Annotated in this window: 5 protein-coding genes; all 5 read left to right on the top strand. The window is 72.7% G+C overall.

Going from position 1 to position 26,191, the window contains the following annotated elements:
- The first annotated feature begins 11 nt into the window (after positions 1-11).
- Complete coding sequence (locus KME78_RS03140) at positions 12-866, top strand: ABC transporter ATP-binding protein (RefSeq protein WP_219527213.1); 855 nt, start codon at positions 12-14, stop codon at positions 864-866.
- Positions 815-1,060, top strand: coding sequence for an MbtH family protein (locus KME78_RS03135; RefSeq protein WP_219527212.1), 246 nt, complete (start codon positions 815-817; stop codon positions 1,058-1,060). Before KME78_RS03140 ends, KME78_RS03135 begins: the two co-directional genes overlap by 52 nt.
- Before the next feature lie 53 nt (positions 1,061-1,113).
- A complete protein-coding gene (locus tag KME78_RS03130) occupies positions 1,114-2,793 on the top strand; it encodes an ABC transporter ATP-binding protein (protein ID WP_308126788.1) in 1,680 nt (559 codons plus the stop codon).
- On the top strand, positions 2,790-4,697 hold the full coding sequence (locus KME78_RS03125; RefSeq protein WP_219527211.1) for an ABC transporter ATP-binding protein: 1,908 nt from the start codon (positions 2,790-2,792) through the stop codon (positions 4,695-4,697). Before KME78_RS03130 ends, KME78_RS03125 begins: the two co-directional genes overlap by 4 nt.
- Positions 4,698-4,702: 5 nt before the next feature.
- Positions 4,703-26,191 (top strand): non-ribosomal peptide synthetase (locus tag KME78_RS03120; RefSeq protein WP_219527210.1); only part of this gene is annotated, 21,489 nt, incomplete at its 3' end.

Here is a 26,191-nt window from a genome sequence, read left to right as displayed (position 1 = left end):
GGAGCCGAGCCATGCCGCGTCTGAGTGCCCGGGACATCACCGTCGGATACGGCCGGCGGCCGATCAGCGAACACCTGAGCGTGGACGTGCCCGACGGGCGGTTCACCGTGATCGTCGGGCCGAACGCGTGCGGCAAGTCCACCCTGCTCAGAGCGCTGTCCCGGCTGCTCAAGCCGGACGCCGGGCAGGTGGTGCTGGACGGTAAGGACATCCACGCCTATCCGGCCAAGGAGGTCGCCCGGCGGCTCGGTCTGCTGCCGCAGTCGTCGATCGCGCCCGACGGCATCACCGCGGCCGACCTGGTGGCCCGCGGCCGGTACCCCTACCAGAAGCTGATCAGGCAGTGGTCCGCCGAGGACGAGGCCGCCGTGGTGGCCGCGATGACGGCGACCGGCGTCCTCGACCTGTCGGGCCGGCTGGTGGACACGCTGTCCGGCGGTCAGCGCCAGCGGGTCTGGGTCGCGATGGTGCTCGCCCAGCAGACCCCGATCGTGCTGCTCGACGAGCCCACCACGTTCCTCGACATCGGCCACCAGATCGAGCTGCTCGAACTGTGCCGCCGCCTGAACCGCGAACACCGCAACACCACCGTGGCCGTGCTGCACGACCTCAACCAGGCCTGCCGGTACGCCGACCACATCATCGCCATGAAGGCGGGCGCCGTCGTGGCGCGGGGCGACCCCAAGACGATCATCACCGCCGAGCTGATCGAGGACGTGTTCGGCCTGCCCTGCCGGATCATCGACGACCCGGAGACGCACACACCCCTGGTCATCCCGCGTTCCCAACCCATCCCCGATGCCGAGGAGGCACAGTGTCCGACAACCCCTTCGACGACGAGAACGGCACCTTCTACGTCCTGGTGAACGACGAGGAGCAGCACTCCCTGTGGCCGACCTTCAAGGAGGTGCCGGCCGGGTGGCGGATCGTCTTCGGTGAAGGCGGGCAGGGCAAGCGGCAGGAGTGCCTCGACTACGTCGACCAGAACTGGACGGACCTGCGTCCCAAGAGCCTGCGCGAAAGCATGGCCCGCGCTTCGGTCCTGGTGGAGAAGCGCTGAACGCGTCAGCGGCGGCGCGGCCTTGGACGGGGTGGCGCATCCTTCTGCGTACGGTGACCCGCAACCGGCGGCGGCTGGGCGTGGGAACCGGTCTCATCAGCCTCCACCAGGTGTGCGAGTCACTCGTGCCGATCTTCATCGGGGTCATCGTCGACCGGGCCATCGGCCCCGGCGACGGCGGCGCCCTGGTGCTCTGGGTGGCGGCGCTGGCGGTGCTGTTCGGCGTGCTGACGACGGTGTACCGGTTCGGTGCCCGGCAGCTCATGCTCGCCATCGCGGTGGAGGCCCACACGCTCCGGGTCGAGGTGGCCACGAAGATCATGCATCCGCGTGGCATCCGTACCGACCAGCGCGCCGGCGACCTGCTCACCGTCTCGACCACCGACACGGACAACACCTCGTACCTGCTGGACTACGTACCGCGCGTCGCCGGTGCGGTGACGGCGACCGTGGTGAGCGCCGTCGCGCTGCTCGTGATCGACGTCCGGCTCGGGCTGGCCGTCCTCGTCGGAACGCCCGTGGTGCTCCTCGCGCTGCAGGCGGGTACGCCGCTGATCACCAAGCGGGTGACCGAGCAGCAGGAACGCGCGGCCGAGGCCACGTCACTGGCGACCGACCTGGTCAGCGGCCTGCGCCCGCTACGCGGCATCGGCGCCGAGGAGGCGGCCGCCCAGCGTTACCGGGAGGTCAGCGGGCGTTCGCTGCGGGCCATCGTCCGGGCGGCCCGCACCCAGGGTGTGTACGTGGCCGCCTCGACGGTCTGCGGGGCGCTGCTGGCCTGCGGCATCGCGATCCTGGCCGGCTGGTTCGCGCTGAACGGGCGGATCAGCGCCGGGGAGCTCATCACCGTCATCGGGCTCGCCCAGTTCCTGATGGAGCCGATTGGGCTGCTGGCCATCGTCCCGAGCTGGGTCGCCGAGGCGCGAGCGTCGGCCGAGCGCGTGGCCGTCGTCCTGAACGCGGACCCGCTGGTGCCCGAGGGCGTCGAGGAACTCGCCCCTGACGGAGCGCCCGGGCTGGAGGTGCGCGCGCTCAAGTTCGGCACGCTCGACGGGGTGGACCTGGCCATACGTCCTGGAGAGTTCGTGGGCGTGGCGGCACACCGCGCCGCCGACGGGGAGGCGCTGGTCAAGATCCTCTCGGGGCGGGTGGCGCCGGCCGAGTACGACGGCCAGATCGTGGTCGGCGGCCGGCAACTGGCCCGCGTCCGGCTGGCGCAGCTCCGCCGGACGATGCTGGTCGAACCCCATCACACGGACCTGTTCACCGGCACGATCAGAGACAACGTCACCGCCGGCGCACCGCCGAAGGACCTGACCGAGGGGCTGGCCGGGGTTTTGGCTGCCTCGGCGGCCGACCAGGTGCTCTCCGCGCATCCCGACGGCCTGGAGCACCTCGTCACTGAGCGGGGTGCCAGTCTGTCGGGCGGGCAGCGGCAACGGGTGGCGCTCGCCCGGGCGCTGATGGCCCGGCCGCCGATCCTCGTCCTGCACGACCCGACGACGGCCGTGGACGCCGTCACCGAACACGCGATCGCCCAAGGCGTACGGGCGCTGCGGCACCCACCGGACGAGACAGGGCTGTTCACCACCGTCGTGATCACGAGCAGCCCCGCGATGCTGGCCGTCACGGACCGGGTCATCGTCATCGACGACGGCCGGGTGGTCGCCGAAGGACCCCACGCCGAACTGGCCGCGACCGACAGGAACTACAACCGGGCGGTACTGAGATGACCCGACCAGACGGCGACGACACCGCCGCCGCGCCTGACCGTGAGCTGCTGCCGATCGCCGGCGCGCGCCGGACGTGGTCGTGGCTGTGGCGCGAGCTGCGCGGCAGGTGGCCGAGTCTCACCTTCGCGCTGCTCGTGGGCCTGCTGGGAGCGGTCGCCTCCGTGGTGCCGGCGTACGCGCTGGGGGCGCTCGTGGACCGGGTGCGGGAGCACGCCGGTGGCTCCGCGATCGTGCCCATCACCATCGTGATCACTGTCGCCGCCCTGGTCGGGGGTGTGACCACCGGCCTGGCCACGTACCTGATCGGCCGGTTGTGCGGGCAGATCCTCGCGGTGCTGCGGGAGGCGACCGTGGCCCGGGCACTGACCCTGCCGGCCACGACGCTCGAACGTACCGGCAAGGGCGACCTGCTCTCGCGGGTGGGCACGGACGCGGCGTCGATCGGCAAGGCCGCCTCCGACGTGATCCCCACGATGATCTCGGCGTTCCTGCTGGGCGTCCTGAGCGTCGCCGCGATGGCCGGGATCGACTGGCGGCTGGGGCTGGCCGGCGCGGTCGCGGTTCCGTTGTACGCGCTGGCTTTACGGTGGTACCTGCCGCGGGCGGCGCCCCAGTACGCCAGGGAGCGGCGGGCGGTGGCGGACTCCTCGCAGCTCCTGGTCGAGAACATGCAGGGCGTCCGTACGGTGCACGCCTACCGCCTGGAACAGGCCCGCCTGCACGACATCGGGATCGCCTCCGGGCGGGCCCGTGACATCTCGGTGTCGGTCTTCACGTTGTTCACCCGTTTTGTCGGGCGGGTCAACCGGGCGGAGTTCTTCGGCCTGGCCGCGATCCTGGTGGCCGGGTTCCTGCTGGTGCGCGGCGGGTCGGTCACGGTCGGCGAGAGCGCGGCGGCGGCGGTCCTCTTCCACCGCCTGTTCAACCCGATCGGGATGCTGCTGTTCACCTTCGACGAGGTACAGGCGGCGGGCGCGAGCCTGGCCCGCCTCGTCGGAGTGGTCGAGCTCACCCCGACCCCGCGCCCGGCCACCGGCTACAGCCCGGACCGGGAGCCGCTCGAACCGGCGGACGGCTCGCCGGAATTGTCCGGTGAGCAGCGCCTGCCGGGGCTGTCCAGTGGGTCGCGGGTGCCGACGGACGGTTCGTTGGAGCTGTCCGGTGTGCGCTTCAGCTATGACGGCCAGGTCGAGGTGCTCGATGGCGTGAGTGTCCGGGTCGCGGCGGGCGCGCGGGTGGCGCTGGTCGGATCGACGGGGGCGGGCAAGTCCACCCTCGCGGCGATCGCGGCCGGGATCCTGCGCCCCGGTCACGGCGAGGCGCGCGTCGGCGGCGTGCCGCTGGCGGAGCTCGCTCCGGCCGACCTGCGTGCGCGCGTGGCGATCGTCACCCAGGAGACGCACGTCTTCGCCGGGCCGCTGATCGAGGACCTGCGCCTGGCCCGGCCGGGAGCCTCCCCGGACGAGGCCACCGAGGCGCTTGCCACCGTCGGCGCCCTCGACTGGGCCCAGGGCCTGCCCGACGGCCTCGACACCGTGGTCGGCGAAGGCGGTCACGAGCTCACCGCGGCCCAGGCCCAGCAGCTCGCCCTCGCCCGGCTGGTCCTCGCGGATCCGGCGATCGCCGTCCTGGACGAGGCCACGGCGGAGGCGGGCAGCCTGGGCGCCCGTGACATCGAGGCATCCGCCGCCGCGGCGACCCGGGGACGGACCACCCTGATCGTCGCCCACCGCCTCACCCAGGCGGCCTCGGCCGACCGGGTGATCGTCCTCGAACATGGCCGGGTCATCGAGGAAGGGCCGCACCACGAGCTGGTCGCCGCCGGCGGCCGGTACGCCGAACTGTGGCGGGCCTGGGAGACGCGTACACCCACTTCCCCATCAAGTAAGGCTAGGCTAACCTAAGTTACGTGGCGAATACCGTGAAACCAGGACATCCGGACGGCATCGCGGAGCGACTTGCGGCATTGCGCAGGTGGAACAACGCGACCACACCCGAGACGATCACCACGGTCGCCGACCTGTTCACCGCGCAGGTACGCCGGACCCCGCAGGCCCTCGCGGTCGTGGCACCCGGCGCCCGCCTGACGTACGCCGAGCTGGGCACACACGTCTTCCAGCTCGCGCGCCACCTACGCGGGCGCGGCCTGCGGGCGGAAGACGTCGTCGCCGTCTCCACCCCCCGCTCCGCCGAACTGGTCGTCGCCGTGCTCGCGGTCATGGTCGCGGGCGGCGCCTTCGTGCCGGTCGAGCCGTCCTGGCCGGCGGACCGCCGCGCCAAGGTACGGGCCGAGGCGGGCGCTGGCCTGGTCATCGCCGCCCCCGGCACGGAGACCGGTGACTCCGTCGTCGAGGTGGACCTCGGCACCTGGCGTTACGGCGACGAGCCGGCCGAGCCGCCGTCGCTGCCGCCCATCAGCGGGGGACGGCTGGCGTACGTGATGTTCACCTCCGGCTCCACGGGCAAGCCCAAGGGCGCGATGATCCGGCACGAGGCGATCAGCACCCGGCTGCTGTGGCAGGTCGAAGAGATCCTCGGGTTCGGGCCGGGCGACGCGTCGTTGTTCAAGGCGCCGCTGTCGTTCGACATCTCGGTCAACGAGATCCTGCTTCCGCTCGTCTCCGGCGGCTACGTGGTGGTCGCCGAGCCCGGCGGCGAACGCGATCCCCAGTACCTGCTCGACCTGATCGCGCGGGAACGCGTGACGTTCGTCTACCTGGTGTCGTCGATGCTCGACACTCTCCTTGAGATGGCCCACGGGACCTCGCTGCTGTCCGGGCTGAAGCACGTCTGGTGCGGGGGCGAGGTGCTCACCCCCGAGCTGTTCGACCGGTTCCGGAGCCGGCTGTCCACGACCCTCTACCACGGGTACGGCCCGGCCGAGGCGACCATCGGCGTCTCACACGTCATCTACCGCGACACCGCCGAACGCATCGCGACCTCGATCGGCCGCCCGAACCCGCACACCCAGCTCTACGTGCTCGACGACCGGCTGGAGCCGCTGCCGGTGGGCGAGGTCGGCGAGTTGTACGCGGCGGGGTTCCTGCTCGGGCGCGGGTACATCAACGCCCCCGCGCTGACCGGCTCCCGTTTCGTGGCCAACCCGTTCGGTGACGGCGGGTCCCGGATGTACCGCACCGGCGACCTCGCGCGCTGGAACGCCGACGGCTCGCTGGAGTTCGTGGGGCGGGCGGACAACCAGGTGAAGATCCGCGGCATGCGGCTGGAGCCGGAGGAGGTGGAAGCGGCGCTCGCCACGCACCCTCGGGTCCGCCAGGCGACCGTCACTGTGGGCACGAACGCGGCGGGCGCGCGACACCTCATCGGGTACGTGACCTCCCACGACGATCTCCCCGCCACGGAACTACGGAGCTGGTGCGCCGACCGGCTGCCCGAGTACATGGTGCCGAGCGCCTTCGTCGTCCTGGACCGCTTCCCGCTCACCGCCAACGGCAAGGTGGACCGCCGCGCACTCCCGGAACCCCAAGCACGCCGCCGCCCTCTGCCGGCCTCGAAGGGGGACGGCCACGTCCTGCCGGAGCCGCAGGTGGGTGGTGGTGCTCTGCTGGAGCCGCAGGTGGACCGCCGGGCTCTGTCGGCGGACCGCGGATTGCCGGAACCGGCCGGACAGGCGCGCACGCTCGAGTCGGGGACCGCTCGGGAACGCGCCCTGTGCGAGATCTTCGCGCGGGTCCTCGGCGTCGAGGAGGTGGGGGCGGAGGAGGACTTCTTCGCTTTGGGCGGTGACAGCATCGTCGCGATCGGCGTGGTCCGGCAGGCGCGGCACGCGGGACTCGTGGTGCGGGCGCGCGACCTGTTCGCCCATCCCACCCCGGCGGCGCTGGCGGCCACGGTGACCGAGGTCACCACGACCGCCGGCCCCGCCACCGGCGCGGTCGGCGAGGTGCCCCCGACCCCGATCACCGAATGGCTCCAGGCAACCGGCCCGTCGATGGATGGGTTCATCCAGTCGATGACGGTACACACGCCTGCCGGTATGACCGCCGACCAGCTCGAACGCGTCGTCGACGCCGTACTCGCCACCCACGACCTGCTGCGGGCACGGATCGACGGCACGGCCCCCTGGACCCTGTCGATCCAGCCGGTGGGCTCGCCACGACCGGCCCAGGTGATCACCCGCGTAGACATGACCACCGGCGACGGCGCGACGGAGGTAGTCGTCGGGCGGGAAGTCTCGGAGGTGGCGGAGACCGTCACCGGGCGGGAGATCGCTGCGGCGATGGAGGCAGTCGCCGCCAGGGAGATCACGGCGGCGGCGCGACGGCTTGACCCGGCCGGTGGCCGGATGATCGAGCTGGTGTGGCTGGACGCCGGGACGCACGCGCAGGGCCGGCTCGTGGTGGTGATCCACCACGTGATCGTGGACGGGGTGTCGCTCCGGGTGCTCCTGGAGGACCTCGGCCAGGCGTGGGCGGCGGTTCGTGACGGGCGGGCGGTGTCGCTGCCCGGCGTACCCACGTCGTTCAGGCAGTGGGCGACGTTGCTGCGCGACCGTACCCGCGCGGGCGCGTTCGCCGCCGACGAGGCGTACTGGCTGCGGGCGGCGGCCACCCCTGACCCGATGCTGGGGGAGCGGCCGCTGGACTCGCGCCGCGACGTGGTGGCGGCCGAGGAGTCGCTGACGGTCGCGCTCCCGTCGCCCGTTGCCGCCCGCTTGCTCGGCGCGGTGCCCGCGGCCATTCACGGTGGCGTGAACGACGTCCTGGTCGCGGCGGCGGCGATCGCCCTGGGCCGGTGGCGGGCCGGCCACTGCCCCGACGCGGGGTCCGAGGTACTGCTGGAGCTGGAGGGACACGGCCGGGAGGAAGACGCCGTCGGCGCGGGGGACGTCGACCTCTCCCGTACCTTCGGCTGGTTCACCACGCTCTTCCCCGCCGTACTCGATCCGGGACCGGGCGATGCCGCGCTCGGAGACGCGGTGAAGGCGGTCAAGGAGCAACTCCGGGCTGTGCCCCGGCGGGGGCTCAGCTACGGTGCCTCGCGTTATCTCGGCGGCGAGCCACGCCCTGACCTGGCTGTCGCGCCGCAGGTGCTGTTCCACTACCTCGGGCGGTTCGCGGCCGGGTCCACCGAGGAGTGGACGGCCGTCGGCGACGGCGGTGGTAGTGGTCGTGGTGGGGGTGAGATCGTCGTCGAGCGGCGTGACCCGCGCATGCCGCTGCCGCGCGTGCTGGAGATCAACTCGGTCGCCGTGGACATGGCCGACGGGCCGGTGCTGGAGACGAGGTTCAGCTGGCCCGGTGGTGTGCTCGACGGCGGCCGGGTGCGGGCGCTGGCCGAGCTGTGGACCCAGGTGCTCACCGGCATCGCCACGAGCGAGACGGTCGCCGGGCACACCCCGTCGGACTTCCCCCTTGTCGCCCTGGAGCCGGGCGACGTGGCCGCCATCGAGGCCGCGGCACCGGAACTCCGCGAGGTGCTTCCCCTGTCACCGCTGCAGACCGGCCTCTACTTCCATGCCACCTTCGCCCGCGACACCGACCCGTACGTCGTCCAGCAGATCATCGAGCTGACCGGCCCGCTGGACGGCGACCGGTTACGGCTGGCCGCGGACCGGCTGATCGACAGGTACCCCAACCTGGGCGCGGCGTTCCGTACCGTCGGCGACGGGCAGGTCGTGTCCGTGATCGCGGACCGTCCGCCGGTGCCGTGGCGGGTGGAGGATCTCAGCGGGTTCGGCGCCGATGGCACGGTCCCGCAGGTGGAGGAGCTCAGCGCGCTTGGCTCTGAGGGTGCGGCTCTGCGGGTGGGCGATTTCAGCGGGTTCGGCGCGGAGGGTGTCGCCTCGCGGGTGGCCGCCGTCGCGGAGACGGAGCGGTCCTTGCCGTTCGACCTGGGGCGGCCCCCATCCATGAGGTACGCGCTGCTCAGGCTCGGTGAGCGGCGGCATGTGCTGATCCACACCGTGCACCACATCCTCGCCGACGGCTGGTCGGTGCCGCTGCTCCTACGCGACCTGCTGGCGCTCTACGAGGCCGGGGGACGGGCCGAGGCGCTGCCCGCACCGCCGCATTATCGGGAGTTCCTGCGGATGCTGGCGGCACAGGACCCCGACGTGGCGACCGAGGCGTGGGCGGACGCCCTGGCGGACGTACACGAGCCGACCAGGCTCGCCGATGCGCTTGGCGTTCCCAAGGAGGTCGGCGGGCAGGTCGGCGGTGGGTTCGGGCGGGTCGATCGGGAGCTGTCCGAGGAGGTCAGCGACCGGGTGAGCGCGTGGGCTCGGGAACATGGGCTGACGGTCGGGGCGGTCATCGGCGCCGCTTGGGGCATTCTCGTCGGACGGCTGGCAGGTCGTTTCGACGTGACGTTCGGTTCGACCGTCTCCGGGCGTGGGGCCGCCGACGTCGCGGGTATCGACTCCATGGTCGGTCTGCTGATCAACACGGTTCCGGCGCGGGTACGGTGGAGTCCCGCCGAGTCGCTCGCCACCGTGGTACGCCGCTTCGCCCGCGACCGGCGCGAGGTGGTGGAGCACGAGCACGTCTCGCTGGCCCGGTTGCAGCGGCGGCTGGGTGTGCCTGAGCTGTTCGACACCCTCGTGGTCATCGAGAACTACCCGGCGCCCCCCACCCCGGCAGGCGAGATCCAGATCGCCGCTGTGCACACGGTCGAGGCGCCGCACTACCCGGTGACGCTGATGGCCAAGCCGGGCGCGCGGATCGCCGTCACGCTGACCCACGATCGGCGGGTGGTCGGTACGAGTGCCGCGACCCGGCTGGCCCGCCAGTACGAGATGGTGCTGGCCGCCATCGCCGAGAACGCCGAGCAGTCCTGCGAACTGGTCCAGTTGGTGACCGGGGAGGAGCGCGAGTGGCTGATGGCCGCCGGTTCCGGTGCCCCGATGCGGCGGTCCGGTACCACGGTGGTGGACCTGTTCGCGGGTCAGGTGGCCCGGCACCCGGCGCGTACGGCCGTCGTCTGCGGCGACCTCGCGCTCACCTACGCCGAGCTGGACGATCGCGCCGGACGGGTGAGCCGGGCGCTGACCCGGGCGGGGGTGCGCCGTGGCGACATCGTCGCGGTGGCGACGAGCCGCTCGGCGGACATGGCCGTGGCCCTGCTCGCCGTCATGCGTTCCGGGGCCGCCTACCTGCCGGTCGATCCCGGTTATCCGGCGGCCCGGATCGAGTTCATGCTCGGGGACGCGCGGCCGGTGTGCGTGCTCACCGACGACGCGAGCGCCAGGTCGCTGCCGCCACACGACCTGCCGACGCTCACCGTACGAGCGGCGGCCGACACGGACGCTACCGGCGACGGAACAAGAACAGGCCCGCTGGATGCGGTGCCGTTCGAGACGGTGACGGGTCCGCAGGACGCGGTGTCGGTTGTTTACACCTCCGGCTCGACGGGGCGGCCGAAGGCGGTCGTCGGGACGCAGGAGGCGCTTGCCAATCGGCTGGGCTGGGCCGCGCGGGAGTGGGCGGCCGATGTCCGGGTGGCGAAGAGCTCGCTGAGCTTCATCGACGGCACCACGGAACTGCTCGGCGGCCTGGTCGCGGGGGCGACGACGGTCATCGCCGACGCCACGCAGGCCACCGACGGCGCCGCGCTGGCCGGGCTCGTCGAGCGGTCCGGGGCCACCCAGTTGCTCGCCGTGCCCAGTCTGGCCGGCGCGCTGGCGGACACGGAACCGGAACGGCTCGCGACGCTCAGCCGCTGGATCTGCAGCGGGGAACCGCTGGACCAGGCCTGCGTGAACGCGCTCCGGCAGGCGTCCCCCGGTGCCCGGATCGTCAACTCCTACGGGTCGTCGGAGGTGACGGGTGACGTGTTGCAGGGTGAGGTGGTGGACGCGGAGGGGCCGGTGACGTTGGGCACGCCGGTGCCCGGGGCGCGGATCCATCTGCTGGATGCCGCCCTTGACCTCGTCCCGCCCGGCGCGGTCGGGGAGATCTACGTCGGTGGCGCCCAGCTCGCCCTCGGCTACCTCGGCCAGGGCGGTGCGACGGCCACCCGATTCGTGGCCGACCCGTACACCGACGGCGCCCGGCTCTACCGCACCGGCGACCTCGGCCGGTGGACGGCCGACGGGCGGGTCGAGTTCCTCGGCCGGGCCGACGACCAGGTGAAGATCAACGGCCACCGCGTGGAGCCGGGCGAACTGGAGGCCGCTCTGCTGCGCCGCGCCGGTGTGGCCGACGCCGTGGTCGCCGTACGCGTCACGGGCGGAGACACCGGTGGCACGCGCTCCCTGCACGCCTACGTGGTGGCCGCCCCCGGAGACGAGATCGACCCCAACGTCCTCCGCGCGACACTACGCGCCGAACTACCCCCCTACCTGATCCCCGCCACGATAACCATCCTGGACCACCTGCCGACGCTCCCCAACGGCAAACGAGACCGCCGGGCACTCCCCGCCCCCGAGCCGATCACCGGCAGCGGACGCCCGCGCACTCCAAGAGAGGCGCTGATCTGCGCCCACTTCGCCACAGTGCTCGGCCGCGACAAAAGCGACAGCAGCGACGGAAGCCACGGCATCGGCGTCCACGACGACTTCTTCACGGCCGGAGGCGACAGCATCCAGGCCATCCGCGTCGTCAGCCTGCTCGCCAAGGACGGGATCGAACTGACCACCGAGGACATCTTCCGCATGCATACCCCCTCCGCCATCGAAGCCCACCTGGCAGACGGCGAACCGGCGCCCCCCACCGAGCCGGCGCCGCGGCTGCGACCCGCCGAGCTGACGACCGTGGAGCTGACCCAGGTGGAGATCGACCACGTCGTTGCGGTCAGCCCGGTTCCGGTGGCCGACATCTGGGCGGTCTCGCCCCTCCAGGAGGGCGTCTACTACCAGGCGGCCTTCTCCGAAGGCGCCGGCACCTACATCGCGCAGAACGTGTTCGACTTCGACCGCCGTCTCGACGTCGAGGCCATGACCACGGCGTTCGCGGCGCTGCTGCGACGCCATCCCACCCTGCGCGCCGGGTTCACCGGCGACGGCGTCCCCGGCGTCGTGCAGTACATCGGCGCCGAGGTCCCGGCCGAGGTCGCGGTCGTGGACCTGTCCACCGGCTCCGGCGACGCTCTCGCGGAGCTGATGCGCTCCGACCGGGAGGAACCGTTCGACCTCACCCGGCCGCCCCTGGCCCGGCTGACCGTCGTACACCTTCCAGGCGGCCGGGACCGGCTGCTGCTGACCGCGCACTTCCTGCTCTGGGACGGCTGGTCGCGCGAGCTGGTGCTGCGCGAGCTGTTCGCGCTCTACGACTCCCGGGGGCAACGCGGCGCGCTGCCGCCAGAGAGGGCGGGGGCGGCGTTCACCGACCATCTCGCCTGGATCGCCGCCCGCGACCGCGACGCCTCCACCGCCGCCTGGGCCGCCGCGCTCGCCGACGTCTCCGAGCCGACCATCCTGGTACCGGAAGCGGCCGGCCGGGAGCCGATCCCGTCCGAACGCGTCCTCGCGGCGCTCCCGGCCGAGGTGACGACCCGGCTGGGGGAGCAGGCCAGGCGCGGCGGGGTCACGCTCAACTCGCTGCTGACCGCCGCGCTCGGGTTGCTCCTCGGGTACGAGACCGGGCGCACCGACGTCGTGTTCGGCACGACGGTCGCGGGGCGGCCCACCCAGTTGCCCGGGATCGAGGACGTGATCGGCCTGTTCCTCAACACCGTCCCGGCCCGGGTGGCCGCCGCGCCCGAGCTGACGGTGATCGAGCTGGCGCGCCGGGCACAGGAGGACCGCATCCGGCTCGCGCCGCACGAGTACCTCGGGCTCGGCGACATCCAGCGGGCCGCAGGTCAGGAGCAGCTCTTCGACACCCTGTACGTCCTGCAGAACTTCCTGTCCGACACGACCTTCACCGAGCTGGAACGCGAGCAGGGCATCGTCGGAGTGGAGTACGTCGACACCACCCACTACCCGTTCACCTGGGTGCTGACCCCCGGCGCCAACCTGCGGATCAAGCTCGAATACCGGCCGGACGTGGTGGCCGAGCAGGACGCGCGGCGGCTGGTCCGGCGCTTCAAGCGGCTGCTGGAGTCGCTCGCCGGCGGCCTGGAGGTCCAGGCGGGTGCGCTCGACCCGCTGCTCGACGAGGAGCACGCCGAACTGGCCGGGCAGTGGGCGGCCACGGAGCATCCGATCGGCTCGGCCACCATCGCCGACCTGCTGGCCGAGCGGGCCAAGGGCTGCCCGGACGAGGTCGCCGTGGTGTTCGGGGAGCTGTCGCTGACCTACGCCGAGCTGGACGGCCGGATCAACAGGCGCGCCCGGCAGCTGCTGTCCAAGGGCGCGGGACCGGGCCGGATCGTGGCGCTCGGCCTGCCCCGCGGCGTCGAGATGGTGGTCGCGCTCTTCGCCGTCCTGCGTACCGGCGCCGCCTACCTGCCGCTCGACCTCGACCACCCCGTGAACCGGCTCGCCGACATGCTCGACGACGCGCGACCGGTGCTGCTGGTCTGCGCCGACGCGGCCACGCCGCTGGCCGAGGCGCAGCGGCGCCTGGGCGGAGAATGCCTGGTCCCCGACGACGTCCCCGCCGATGTCCCCGACGACACGCTGCCCGCGCATCCGCTGAGTGACGCGGAGCTGGGGGCGTTCGCCGCCACGGTGCCGGGCAGGCTGGAGCATCCGGCGTACGTCATCTACACCTCCGGCTCCACCGGCCGCCCCAAGGGCGTGATCACGCCGTACCGCGGCCTGACCAACATGCAGCTCAACCACCGGGCCGAGATCTTCGACCCGGTCGTCGCCCGCGCCCGGAGCACCGGGCGGGACCGGCTGCGCATCGCGCACACGGTGTCGTTCTCCTTCGACATGTCGTGGGAGGAACTGCTGTGGCTCGTCGAGGGCCACGAGGTGCACATCTGCGACGAGGAGCTGCGCCGGGACGCCGCCGCGCTGGCCGCCTACTGCCGCGCGAACCGCATCGACGTGATCAACGTGACCCCGACGTACGCCCATCACCTGTTCGAGGAGGGGCTGCTCGACTGGGACGGCCATCCGCCCCGCCTGGTGCTGCTCGGTGGAGAGGCGGTGAGCGAAGCCGTCTGGAACCGGCTGAGCGAGCCCGGCGGCGCCGAGGGCTACAACCTCTACGGCCCGACCGAGTACACGATCAACACGCTGGGCGCGGGCACGGCCGACAGCGCCACGCCCACCGTGGGCCGCCCGATCTGGAACACCCGCGCGTACGTGCTCGACGCCTGGCTGCGCCCTGTCCACCCGGGGGTGCTCGGCGAGCTCTACGTGGCGGGCGCGGGGCTCGCGCACGGCTACCTGCACGCGCCGGACCTGACCGCGTCGCGGTTCGTGGCGGACCCGTTCGTGCCCGGCGGGCGCATGTACCGGACCGGGGACCTCGTACGGCAGCGCCAGGACGGCAACCTCGACTTCCTCGGCCGCGTCGACGACCAGGTGAAGATCCGCGGCTACCGGGTGGAGCTCGGTGAGGTGGAGTCGGCCCTGACCGCGCTGCCGCAGGTCAGGCAGGCCGCGGTCATCGCCCGTACCGACTCGGCGGTGACCGGGCTGAAGAAGCTGGTCGCGTACGTGGTGCCGGCGGAGGGGGCCGCCCAGGCCGCACTCGTCGCTGACCAGGCCGCACTTGTCGCGGAGCTGCGGGCCGCGCTGGCCGAGCGGCTGCCCGGCTACATGGTCCCCGCGCTGTACGGTGTCGTCGGCGAGCTGCCGCTGACCGTCAACGGCAAGCTCGACATCGCCGCACTGCCCGAGCCCGTGGCACCCGTCAGCGGCGGCAACGGCCCGCGCGACGACCGCGAGCGAACCCTGTGCGCCATCTACGCGGAGGTGCTCGGCCTCCCCGAGGCCGGCATCGACGACGACTTCTTCGCCCTCGGCGGCGACAGCATCTCCTCGATCGCCGTGACCGGCCGCGCGCGCAAGGCGGGCCTGCACCTCACCCCGCGCGACGTCTTCCGCCGCCGCACCGTGCGGGCGCTGGCCGCCGCCGCGCCCCAGGCCCGCCCGAGCGGACCGCGGGACAGCGGCGAGGGTACGGTCGCGCTCACCCCGATGCTGGCCGAGACGATGCGGGCGGGTACGCCCCTGGAGCGCTTCTACCAGTCGATGATCCTCCGCACCCCGGCCGGCATGACCCACGCGCAACTGGAGCGGGTGCTCCAGGCCGTCGGCGAGCGCCACGATCTGCTGCGGGCCCGGCTCGATCGCGACGGCGCCGCATGGGTGCTGTCGGTGCCGCCGCCGGAGGCGTTCCGCGCGGCGGACGCGCTCACCAGGGTGGCCGGGTCGGCCGACGTGGAGGAGGTCACCGGGCCGGCCGCCGACGGCCTCGACCCCGAGCGCGGGGTCATGCTGCGGGCGGTGTGGTTCGCCAACGAGGCCGAGTCCGAGCCCGGCCGGCTGCTGCTGGTCATCCACCACCTGGTGATCGACGGCGTCTCCTGGCGGGTGCTCGCCGACGACCTCGCGCGGGCCTGGGCGGAGGTACGGGCGGGCCGCGAGCCGGTGCCCGACGAGGTGCCGACCTCCTTCCGTACCTGGTCGAAGCTGGTCGAGGAGGCGACCGAGCGGGGTACGTTCCGCGATGAGCTCGACCACTGGCGGGCCGTCCTCGCCACCGAGGACCCCCGGTTGGGCACGCGCCCGCTCGACCCGGCGATCGACACGGCCGCCACCGTGGAGTCGCTGACGGTCTCGCTGCCCGCCGAGGTGAGCACGGCTCTGCTGTCGGCCGTGCCTGCCGCGATGCACGGCGGCGTCAACGACGTGCTGCTGACCGGCTTCGCCGCCGCGCTCGCCGAGTGGCGGCGCGGCGGGAAGAGCGCCGTGGTCCTCAGCTTGGAGAGCCACGGCCGCGACGCTCTCGACAACGTGGACCTGTCCCGCACGGTCGGCTGGTTCACCGCCATCTACCCCGTACGCCTCGACCCGGGACCGCTGCCCTGGGCGCAGGTCACCGAGGCGGGCCCCGCCCTCGCGGCGGCGGCCAAGCGGGTCAAGGAGCAGCTCCGCGCCGTGCCCCGGCAGGGACTGGGGTACGGGATCCTGCGCTACCTGGACGGCGAGGCGGACCTGCGGGGCGAGCCGCCGCAGATCCTGTTCAACTACCTGGGACGGTTCGCCGCCGACGAGGGCGGGGACTGGGCGGCGGCTGGCGCGCTGCGCGAAGGCGTCCACCCGAGCAACCCCGCGATGGGGCTGGAGATCAACGCGCTGGCCCAGGACGGGCGGGCGGGCACGGTGTTCTCGGCCACGCTGTCCTGGCCGTCCGGTGTCATGACGGCCGACGAGGTGGGCAGGCTGGCCGAGCTGTGGATGGCCGCGCTGACCGCGCTGACCCGCTGTGCCGAGCTCGCCGGGCGTACCCCTTCCGACTTCCCGCTGGTCGAGCTGACCCAGGGCGACGTGGACCGGCTCGCGCCGTCCGGTGTGCGGGACGTGCTCCCGCTGCTGCCGTTGCAGCAGGGCATGTACTTCCACGCGTCCTTCGCCGAGGACCACACCGACACGTACGTGGTGCAGCAGGTGGCCGAGCTGTCCGGCCCGGTCGATCCGGCGGCGCTGCGCCGCGCCGTGGAGGCGGTGGTCCACCGCCACGACGCCCTGCGCGCCTGCTTCCGTGAGCTGGCCGATGGCCGGGTGGTCCAGGTGATCGCCGACGCGGTGGACGTACCGTGGCGCGAGGTGGACCTGACCGGTGGGGACCTCGATGATCGGCTGGCCGAGGTCACCGCCGCCGAGCTGGCCGAGCCCTTCGACCTGGCCGCCGCGCCCCTGCTGCGGTACGCGCTGGTCTCGCTCAGCCGGACCGACCACCGGCTGGTGGAGACCATGCACCACATCCTCGCCGACGGGTGGTCGTACCCGCTGATGTTCGGGGACGTGATCGAGTCCTATGAGCGGGGCCGGGCCGGAGCCGGGTACGAGCTGCCCGCTCCGGCGGTGACGTTCCGCGACCACGTCGAGGCGGTGGCCGCCCTGGACCGGGCCCATGCCCGTGGCGTGTGGGCCCGCGCGCTGTCCGGCATCGACTCGGCCACCCGCCTGTTCGGGGCAGTGGAGAAGGTCTCCCGGCATGACAGCGTCCACGTCGCGCTGCCCGCCGAGCGCACGGCCGCCCTGGTCGAGGCCGCTCGCGAGCAGGGAGTGACCCTCAGTACGTTCGTGCACGGCGCCTGGGGTCTGCTGCTCGGCAGGCTGCTCGGGCAGGAGCGGGTCGTCTTCGGCTCCACGGTGTCGGGGCGGGGCGGGGAGCTGCCCGGCGTCGAGTCGATCGTCGGCCTGCTGATCAACACCATCCCGGTGCCCATGTCCTGGCAGCCCGGCGACACGCTGCGCGAGGTGCTCGCCCGGCTGCAGGAGCAGCAGACGGACCTGCTCGACGTGCAGCAGGTGGGGCTCGGCGAGCTCGCCGCCGTCGCCGGTGTCCGGGAGTTCTTCGACACGATGGTGGTGGTGGAGAACTTCCCCACCGTACGGGACGGTGGCCGGGCCGGGCTGAGCGTGCGGGGCTTCACCGGTACGGACTCGCCGCACTATCCGGTGTCGCTGGTGGCCTATCCCGGCGAGCGGCTGACGCTGGAGATCAAGTACGACGTCGAGCTGGTCGGGGAGCGGGCGGCCCGGCGGCTGCTGGACCAGGTGGAGCGGGTGCTCGACCAACTGGTCACGGCCCCTGACCTGCCCGTTTCAGCGCTGTCGTCCGGGACGGCGGTGGCACGGGTGGAGGACGGCGCGACGCTCGCGGGCGCGTACGCCGCCGCCCCGGTCCAGCCGGACTCCATCGCCGTCACCTCGGGCTCCGCTTCGCTCACGCACGCCGAACTGGACGCGGCCGCCAACCGCCTGGCCCGTGCGCTGATCGCCGGAGGAGTACGGCCCGAGTCGCGGGTCGCCGTCGCGCTGCCGCGCTCGGCCGACCTCGTCGTGGCGCTGCTCGCGATCGTGAAGGCGGGCGGTTGCTACGTACCGCTGGACATCGGTGCACCGGCCGGACGCCTCGACTACATCCTCGCCGACTCGAACCCCGTATGCCTGCTGACCGACAGCGCGACGCTGGGCTCGCTGCCCCCTGCCACGGTGCCGGTCATGCTGCTGGACGACCCGGACGTCGTCGCGGGCCACTCCACCGCCCCGCCGGTCTCATTGAGCGCGGACAACGCGGCGTACGTCATCTACACCTCGGGCTCGACGGGGCGGCCCAAGGGTGTGACGGTGACCCATCGCAACGTGCTGTCGCTGTTCGCCGCGGCTGAGGAGCTGTTCGAGTTCGGGCCGGACGATGTGTGGACCATGTTCCACTCGTACGCGTTCGACTTCTCGGTGTGGGAGCTGTGGGGCGCGCTGCTGTACGGCGGGCGGCTGGTCGTCGTCGCCCACGACGTGGCGCGCGACCCGCGACGCTTCCTGGACCTGCTGGAACGCGAGCGCGTGACCGTGCTGAACCAGACCCCGTCCGCGTTCTACCCGCTGATCGAGGCCGAACGCGGGCGGCCGGGCGAGCTCGCGCTCCGGTACGTGATCTTCGGGGGAGAGGCGCTGGACCTCGCCCGCCTGGCCCCGTGGTACCACCGCCGAGCACCGCTGCTGGTGAACATGTACGGCATCACCGAGACCTGCGTGCACGTGTCGTTCCGGGCTCTGACCTCGGACGACGCGAACGGCGACAGCGTCATCGGCGGTCCGCTGCCCGGCCTCGGCGTACACGTGCTCGACCACGGTCTCCAGCCGGTCCCGCCGGGCGTCACCGGCGAGATCTACGTCGCGGGCGACCAGCTGGCCCGCGGGTACCTCGACCGCCCCGGCCTGACCGCCTCGCGGTTCGTGGCGGATCCGTTCGTGTCCGGTGGGCGGCTCTACCGCACCGGCGACCTCGCGCGGTGGACTCCCGACGGTGACCTGGTCTACCTGGGCCGGTCGGACCAGCAGGTGAAGGTACGGGGGTACCGCATCGAACTCGGCGAGATCGAGTCCGCGCTGCTGACCCTGGACGGAGTCGTGAACGCCGCCGTCACCGTCCGCGAGGACGAGCCCGGACGGCGGCGGCTGGTGGCGTACCTGGTCGCGCGGGCCGGGGTGCGCGTCGGTGCCGCCGAGGCGCATGCGCGGCTGGCTGAGAGGCTGCCTGGGTACATGATCCCGGCGGCGTTCGTGTCGCTCGACGCGCTGCCGCTCACGGTCAACGGCAAACTCGACCGCGAGGCCCTACCCGTCCCGCCGACCGCTCGGGCGGCGGTTGTCGGCGAGCTTGATCGCGAGGCCACCCTGCCCGTCCCGGCGGGCGCTCAGGTCGAGGTTTCTTCTGGGGGAGCGTCGCCGGTGGTCGTTCTGCGGGCGCTGTACGCGGAGGTGCTGCGTCTGGACGACGTCGGCCCCGAGGACGACTTCTTCGTGCTCGGCGGCGACAGCATCATCGCGATCCAGCTCGTCAACCTGGCCCGGCGCCGGTCATTGCGGCTGTCCCCGAGAGACGTGTTCGTCCACCGCACTCCGGCCGCGCTCGCCGACGCGATCGGTCACTCCGGCGCGGACACCGGACCCGGCCGGGAGCCGGAGGAGGCCGCGTCCGATGGGGTCGGCGAGGTCATGCTGATGCCGATCGTGCACCGGCTGGCCGAGCTGGGTGGGCGGATCTCCCGGCTGAACCAGTCCGAGCTGCTGCTCACCCCGCCCGAAGCCACCCACGAGCAGGTCGTCACGCTGATCCGCGCGCTGGTCCGGCGGCACGACGCGCTCCGGCTGCGACTGAACCGGCCGTCTCCGCTGCTGTGGTCCCTGGAGGCCCGTCCGGCCGCCGACGTACCCGAGCCCGCCGTGACCTCGGTCAACGCGGTGGGTCTCGACGACGACGCCCTGCGCGCCCTGGTCGCCGCCGAGTCCGACGCCGCCGCCGACCGGCTGGACCCCGACAACGGCGACGTGTTGCGGACGGTGTGGTTCGATCGGGGGCCCGAGCAGCAGGGCAGGTTGCTGCTCGTCGCGCACCACCTGGTGGTCGACGGGGTCTCGTGGCGGATCCTGGTCGACGACCTGCGACAGGCCTGGGACGCCGTGAGCACCGGGCAACACGTGCGGCTCGAACCGGTCGGCACATCACTGCGCGCCTTCGCCCGTTCCATCACCGAGAACGCCACCCAGGCGGCCAGACTCGCCGAGTTCGACCATTGGACGACCACCCTGGCACCGGGCGGCGAACTCGACCCGGCGACCCCGACCATCGGCCTGACCGCCGGCCGAACCCGCGACCACGTCGTACGCCTGCCCCCCGAGGTGACCGCCCCGCTGCTGACAACCGTGTCGGCAGACGTGACCGATGTGCTCGTTGCCGCGCTGCATGTCGCGGTCTCGCGCTGGCGGGTGGCGCGCGGCGGTGACCCGGCGGCGCCGCTGGTGATCGACCTGGAACGGCACGGGCGCGAGGAGGTCGCCGACGGCGATGATCTGTCCAGGACCGTGGGGTGGTTCACCGCCATCGCCCCCGTACGGCTGCCCGCGGTCTCCGGTGCGGCCACCGCCGTGCTTGGCGACGTGTGCCAGGTGCTGCGGGCCGTTCCGGACGGTGGGCTCGGGTACGGGCAGTTGCGTTACTGCAACGCACGCACCGCCCCCGCGCTCGCCCGGCTGGGAACACCCCAAGTGCTGTTCAACTACCTCGGCCGATTCCCGGCCGGGCGATCCGGCGACTGGGACACGGCGCCCGAGACGGAGGCGCTGCGGGTGCACCCGGACCCGGATCTGGGCACGCCGTACCTGCTGGAGATCAACGTCGCCTGCCACGACACGGCGGCGGGGCCCGAGCTGCACGCCGTGTTCACCTATGCGGACGGCGGTCTCGGCGCGGACGACGTGGACGCGCTCGGCGACGCCTGGGCCGCGGCCGCGCGCGAACTGGCCGCCGCGCCGCCCGACCATGGCCACGAACGTGGAGCGGACCACCCGGCCCGGCCCGGCTCACTGAGCGACTCCACAGTGCTGACCCACCCCACCCTCACCCCCGATGAGGTCGGCCGGGTGCTCGCCGCGGCCCCGGTCGCCGTACAGGACATCTGGCCCCTGTCGCCGCTCCAGGAAGGCCTGTACTTCCAGGCGGGCTACGCGGGCGACGCCGACGTGTACGTGGCGCAGAACGCGTTCGACTTCGCCGGGCGGCTCGATGTCGAAGCCCTCCGCCACGCGTACGCCACCGTGCTCGATCGGCACGCGGCCATGCGGCTCGGTTTCACCGCCGAGGGCACGACCCGGCCCGTAGCCCTGGTCGGCACCGGCCTGGACAGCTCGGTCGACGTCGTGGACCTGTCGGACCAGGACGACGACCATCGGCTCCGGGCGCTGATGGAGGCGGACCGTCGCCGGCCGTTCGAGCTGGCCCGGCCGCCGCTGTGCCGCCTGACCGTGGTCCGCCTGCCCGGCGGGCGCGACCGGCTGCTGCTCACGTACCACCTGCTGCTGTGGGACGGGTGGTCGCGGGAGCTGGTCCTGCGCGAGCTGTTCGGCGAGTACGCCCTCGCCCGCGACGGCCACCCCGCCCAGCGGCCAGACGCGGAGACAGCGGCAGGCCGCGCGGCGGCGACGTTCACCGACTACCTTGCCTGGCTGGCTCGCCAGGACGTGGACGCGTCGGCGCGGGCCTGGGGGCGGGCGCTCGCCGGGCTGGAGGAGCCGACCATCCTGTTCCCCGAGGCCGCGGGGACCGCGCCGGTGCTGGCGACCAGCCTGTCGTTCCGGTTGAGCCGGGAGCAGACCGGCCGGGTCGCCGAGCGGGCGCGTCGCGGTGGGGTGACACTGAACGCGATGCTCAGCACGGCGCTGGCGATGGTGCTGAGCCATGCCTCGGGACGACAGGAGGCCGTGTTCGGTACGACCGTCGCCGGACGGCCCACCGAGCTGGACGGCATCGACTCGGTGATCGGGGTCTTCCTCAACACCGTTCCCGTCCACGTACGCCTGACCCCGGGCGAACCCATGCTGGAGGTCATGCGGCGCGTCCAGTCCGACCGCGTGGAGATGATGCCGCACGAGTACCTCGGCCTGGGCGACATCCAGCGCGCGGCGGGCCGCGACCAGCTGTTCGACAGCCTGTACGTCCTGCAGAACTTCCTCGACGACGACACCTTCACCGACCTGGAGGAGGAGCACGGCATCGTCGGCGTGGAGAGCGTGGACGCCACGCACTACCCGCTCACCTGGGTGGCCACGCCGGGGGCGCGGCTGGCGGTGCGGCTGGAGTTCCGGGCCGACGTGGTCGCGCCGGAGCGGGCGCGGGCGCTGCTGTCCCGGCTGGAGCAGGTGCTGCTCCACCTCTCGGAGCAGCCCGCCGCGACGGTCGCCGATGTTCCCGTCCTGCTCCCGTACGAGCTCGCGGAGCTGGCGGCCGGATGGGACGCGGTCAGCCATCCCATCGGCGCCGAGACGATCGCGGAGCTCATGGCCGCCCAGGCCCGGCGGACACCGGACGCCACGGCCCTCACCTCCGGCCCGCGCACACTGACCTACGCCGAGCTCGACGCGCGCGTGAACCAGCTCGCGCGCCTGCTGCTCGACCGGGGAGCGGGCCCCGAGCGGATCATCGCGCTGGCCGTGCCCCGATCCGTCGACATGGTGGCCGCGCTGTTCGCGGTCCTGCGTACCGGAGCCGCCTACCTCCCCCTCGAACTGGACCATCCCGACGACCACCTGCTGGCGATGCTGGCCGACGCGGGGCCGGTCCTGCTGGTCACCACCGAGGCGGTGGCGCCCCGGCTCGCCTCCCACCCGGTGCCGGTGCTGCGCCTGGACGGCGAGGCCGCGCGTATCGGATCGTCGGAGCCGATCGAGGACCGCGAACTGGGCGAATTCGCCCCCGGCAGTCCGGGACGGCTCGACCACCCGGCGTACGTCATCTACACCTCCGGCTCCACGGGACGGCCCAAGGGCGTGGTCACGCCGTACCGAGGGCTGACCAACATGCAGCTCAACCACCGCGAGGCCATCTTCGCCCCCACGATCGCCGCCGCCGGGAACCGGATCCTCACGATCGCCCACACGGTCTCGTTCTCCTTCGACATGTCGTGGGAGGAGCTGCTGTGGCTGGTCGAAGGCCATCACGTACACATCTGCGACGAGGAACTGCGCCGCGACGCCCGCGCGCTCGTCGCCTACTGCGACCGGCACCGCGTCGACGTCGTGAACGTCACCCCGACCTACGCCCAGCACCTGCTCGACCAGGGGCTGCTCGACGGCGCGCGGTATGGGGGTCCGCCCGGTTCGTACCGTCCGGCTCTGGTGCTCCTCGGCGGCGAGGCGGTGCCGCAGACGCTGTGGACCGCGCTGCGCGAGGCCGAGGGGGTGGATGGCTACAACCTGTATGGCCCGACCGAGTACACGATCAACACCCTCGGCGCGGGCACCGAGGACAGCGCGGGCACCACGGTCGGGCGGCCCATCTGGAACACCCGCGGCTACGTACTGGACGCCGCCCTCCGGCCGGTGCCCGCGGGCGTGCCCGGTGAGCTCTACATCAGCGGGGCGGGGCTGGCGCGTGGATATCTCGACCGGTTCGGGTTGACCGCCTCGCGGTTCGTGGCGGATCCGTTCGTGTCCGGTGGGCGGATGTACCGTACCGGCGACCTGGTGCGAGCCCGTGCCGACGGGAACCTCGACTTCCTGGGCCGTACCGACGATCAGGTCAAGATCCGCGGTTATCGGGTGGAACCGGCGGAGGTCGAGGCTGTCGTGACGGCGCTGCCGGGCGTGCACCAGAGCGCGGTGCTGGCCGTTCCCGGTCCGTCGGGGGGCAAATGGTTGGTGGCCTATGTCGTTCCTGAGGAGCCCGGTGATGGGGACTCGCTGCTGGTGGCCGTTCATCGCGAGCTGAAGTCGGTGCTGCCCGGGTACATGGTGCCGTCCGCCTTCGCGGTCGTGGAGGCGCTGCCGCTGACGATCAACGGCAAGCTGGACACCGCCGCACTGCCTGTGGCGCGGTCGCTGCCGTCGAGTTCGAGGGCGCCGGTGGGGGAGGTGGAACGGCGGCTGTGCGAGCTGTTCGGCGAGGTCCTCGGTGGCGGAGAACCGGGTGACTTCGCCGGTTTTGGCGCCGAGGACGACTTCTTCGATCGGGGTGGGCACTCGCTGCTCGCCATCCAGCTGTTCGGGCTGGTGCGGGCGGCTTTGGGGGTCGATCTGTCGTTGCGCGACCTGTTCGACACGCGCACGCCCGCGCGCCTGGCCACCCGTCTCGCCGACCGGGCCGGGACCACACCCCCCGAGCTCGTCTCCCGCCCGCGGCACGAGCGCCCGCCCCTGTCGGCGGCGCAGGAACGGCTCTGGCTGCTCCAGCAACTGGACCCCACCTCGACGGCGTACAACTACCCGCTGCTCGTCCGCCTCCGCGGATCCGTCGACCACGACGCACTCCGGGCCGCGCTCGGCGACGTGGTGGCGCGGCACGAGGTGCTGCGGACGCTCGTCATGGTCATCGGTGACCAGCCGGTTCAGGACGTACTCGACCCGTGCCCAATCGAAGTCGCGGTCGTGGACTGCCCGGCCGCCGAGACCGGGAACGCGGTGTCGGCGGCGGTGGCCCGCCCCTTCGACCTGGCCGCGGACCCGCCGTTGCGGGTCACCCTGATCCAGGAGCGGGACACCGGGGACAGCGTGCTGGCCCTGATCCTGCACCACATCGCGATGGACGAGTGGTCCGACCGGCCGCTGCTGCGCGACCTCGACACCGCCTACGCCGCACGGCAGGCCGGTCACGCCCCACGCTGGGAGCCGCTGCCGGTGCAGTACGCGGACTACACCCTGTGGCAGCGCGAACTGCTCGGCGACCCCGGCAACCCGGCCGGCAGGCACGCCACCGAGCGGACCTACTGGCAGGAGCGCCTGCGCGGCCTACCGGACGAGATCCCCCTCCCCGCCGACCGGCCCCGCCAGGCACGCGACGGCCGGGGCAGTCAGGCTCGTGACGTCCGCCGGGCCGGTCAAGTGTCCGCGCCGCTCTCTCCTGAGCTGATCGACCCGCTGCGGGAGCTGGGCAGGGGCGAGTCGGCGAGCCTGTTCATGGTGCTGCACGCCGCACTCGCCACCTTGCTGCACCGCCTCGGCGCGGGCACCGACGTCCCGATCGGCAGCCCGACCTCGGGCCGCGCCGACGCGGTGCTGAACGACCTGGTCGGCTTCTTCGTCAACACCGTCGTCCTGCGCGCCGACCTTTCCGGCTCGCCGTCCTTCACCGAGCTGTTGCGCCGGGTGCGCGAGACCGACCTGGCCGCGTTCGAGCACGCCAACGTGCCCTTCCAGCAGGTCGTCGAGGTGGTCAATCCGGTACGCGAACCGGGCCGCAACCCGCTGTTCCAGGTGATGATCGGCTTCCTGCACCGGCAGACCGGCCACGACACCGCCCTGGGCCTGCCCACGGGCGACCCGCCCTCGTACCTCTCCGACCCGAAAGTCGACCTGAACTTCACCTTCGTCGACGCCGGCCCGCGCCGGCCGGTCGACATCACCCTGGAGTACGACGCCGCACGCTTCCACGACGGCACCGCGCAACGCCTGCTCGACCGCCTCATCGTGCTGCTCGGCGAGCTCGCGGTCCGGCCGGAACAGCCGGTCGGCAGGGTACCGGTACTCGCCGCGGCCGACCTCGACGACCTCTCGCGGTGGCGGTCCGGCGGGCCGGTGGAGCCCGATGACCTGCCCTGGGACGTACGGTTCTCCGCGCGGGCGAAGGCGGCACCCGACGCGGACGCCTGCGTGTCCGGCGGCCGGACGATGAGCTATGCCGAGCTCGACGCGGCCTCCAGCGCGTTCGCCGCCAAGCTCGCCGACCTCGGCGCCGGTCCGGAGAGCCTGGTCGGGCTCGCCCTGCCGCGCTCGGCCGACCTGCTGGTGGCGGTGCTGGGCGTCGCCAAGGCGGGGGCCGCGTACCTGCCGCTCGATCCCGCGTTCCCGGCCGAGCGACTGCGATTCATGATCGACGACGCCCGGCCCGCCGTGGTGGTCGCCGACGGGCGATCGCGGGAACTGTTCTCCGCGATGCCGGACGGCACGGCACTCATCGCCTTCGACGACACACGTGGGCGCCTCCGGCATGCGGCCCCGAGAGACCCGGACCGCCGAGCCTTGCGTGATCCGGACTCCGCCGCGTACGTCATCTACACCTCTGGATCCACCGGCAGGCCCAAGGGCGTGGTGGTCACCCATCGCGACCTGGAGACCTTCCTCGCCGCCGTCGCCGACGCCGTCCCGATCGGCGACTCCGACCGGCTGCTCGCCGTCACCACCCTTTCCTTCGACATCTCCGTACTCGAACTGATGGCCCCACTACGCGCCGGCGGCTGCGTGGTGATGGCCACGGAGGAGCAGGTACGCGACCCGCGGCTGCTCGCGGCGCTGGCGGCGGCCGAACGCGTCACGGTCATGCAGGCGACCCCGTCGCTGTGGTCGGCGCTGGCACAGTCGCCGGGCCCCCGCCTC

Origin of the sequence: Nonomuraea guangzhouensis (genome assembly GCF_019396345.1) — a bacterium.
In the GTDB taxonomy this organism is placed as follows: Bacteria; Actinomycetota; Actinomycetes; order Streptosporangiales; family Streptosporangiaceae; genus Nonomuraea; species Nonomuraea guangzhouensis.
Note: the sequence above shows the minus strand (reverse complement) of the source record. Positions and strands in the feature narration are given on the sequence as shown.

Coding starts and splice junctions, on each gene's coding strand:
- KME78_RS03140 (WP_219527213.1), top strand. CDS start 12: ATGCCGCGTCTGAGTGCCCGGGACATCACCGTCGGATACGGCCGGCGG.
- KME78_RS03125 (WP_219527211.1), top strand. CDS start 2,790: ATGACCCGACCAGACGGCGACGACACCGCCGCCGCGCCTGACCGTGAG.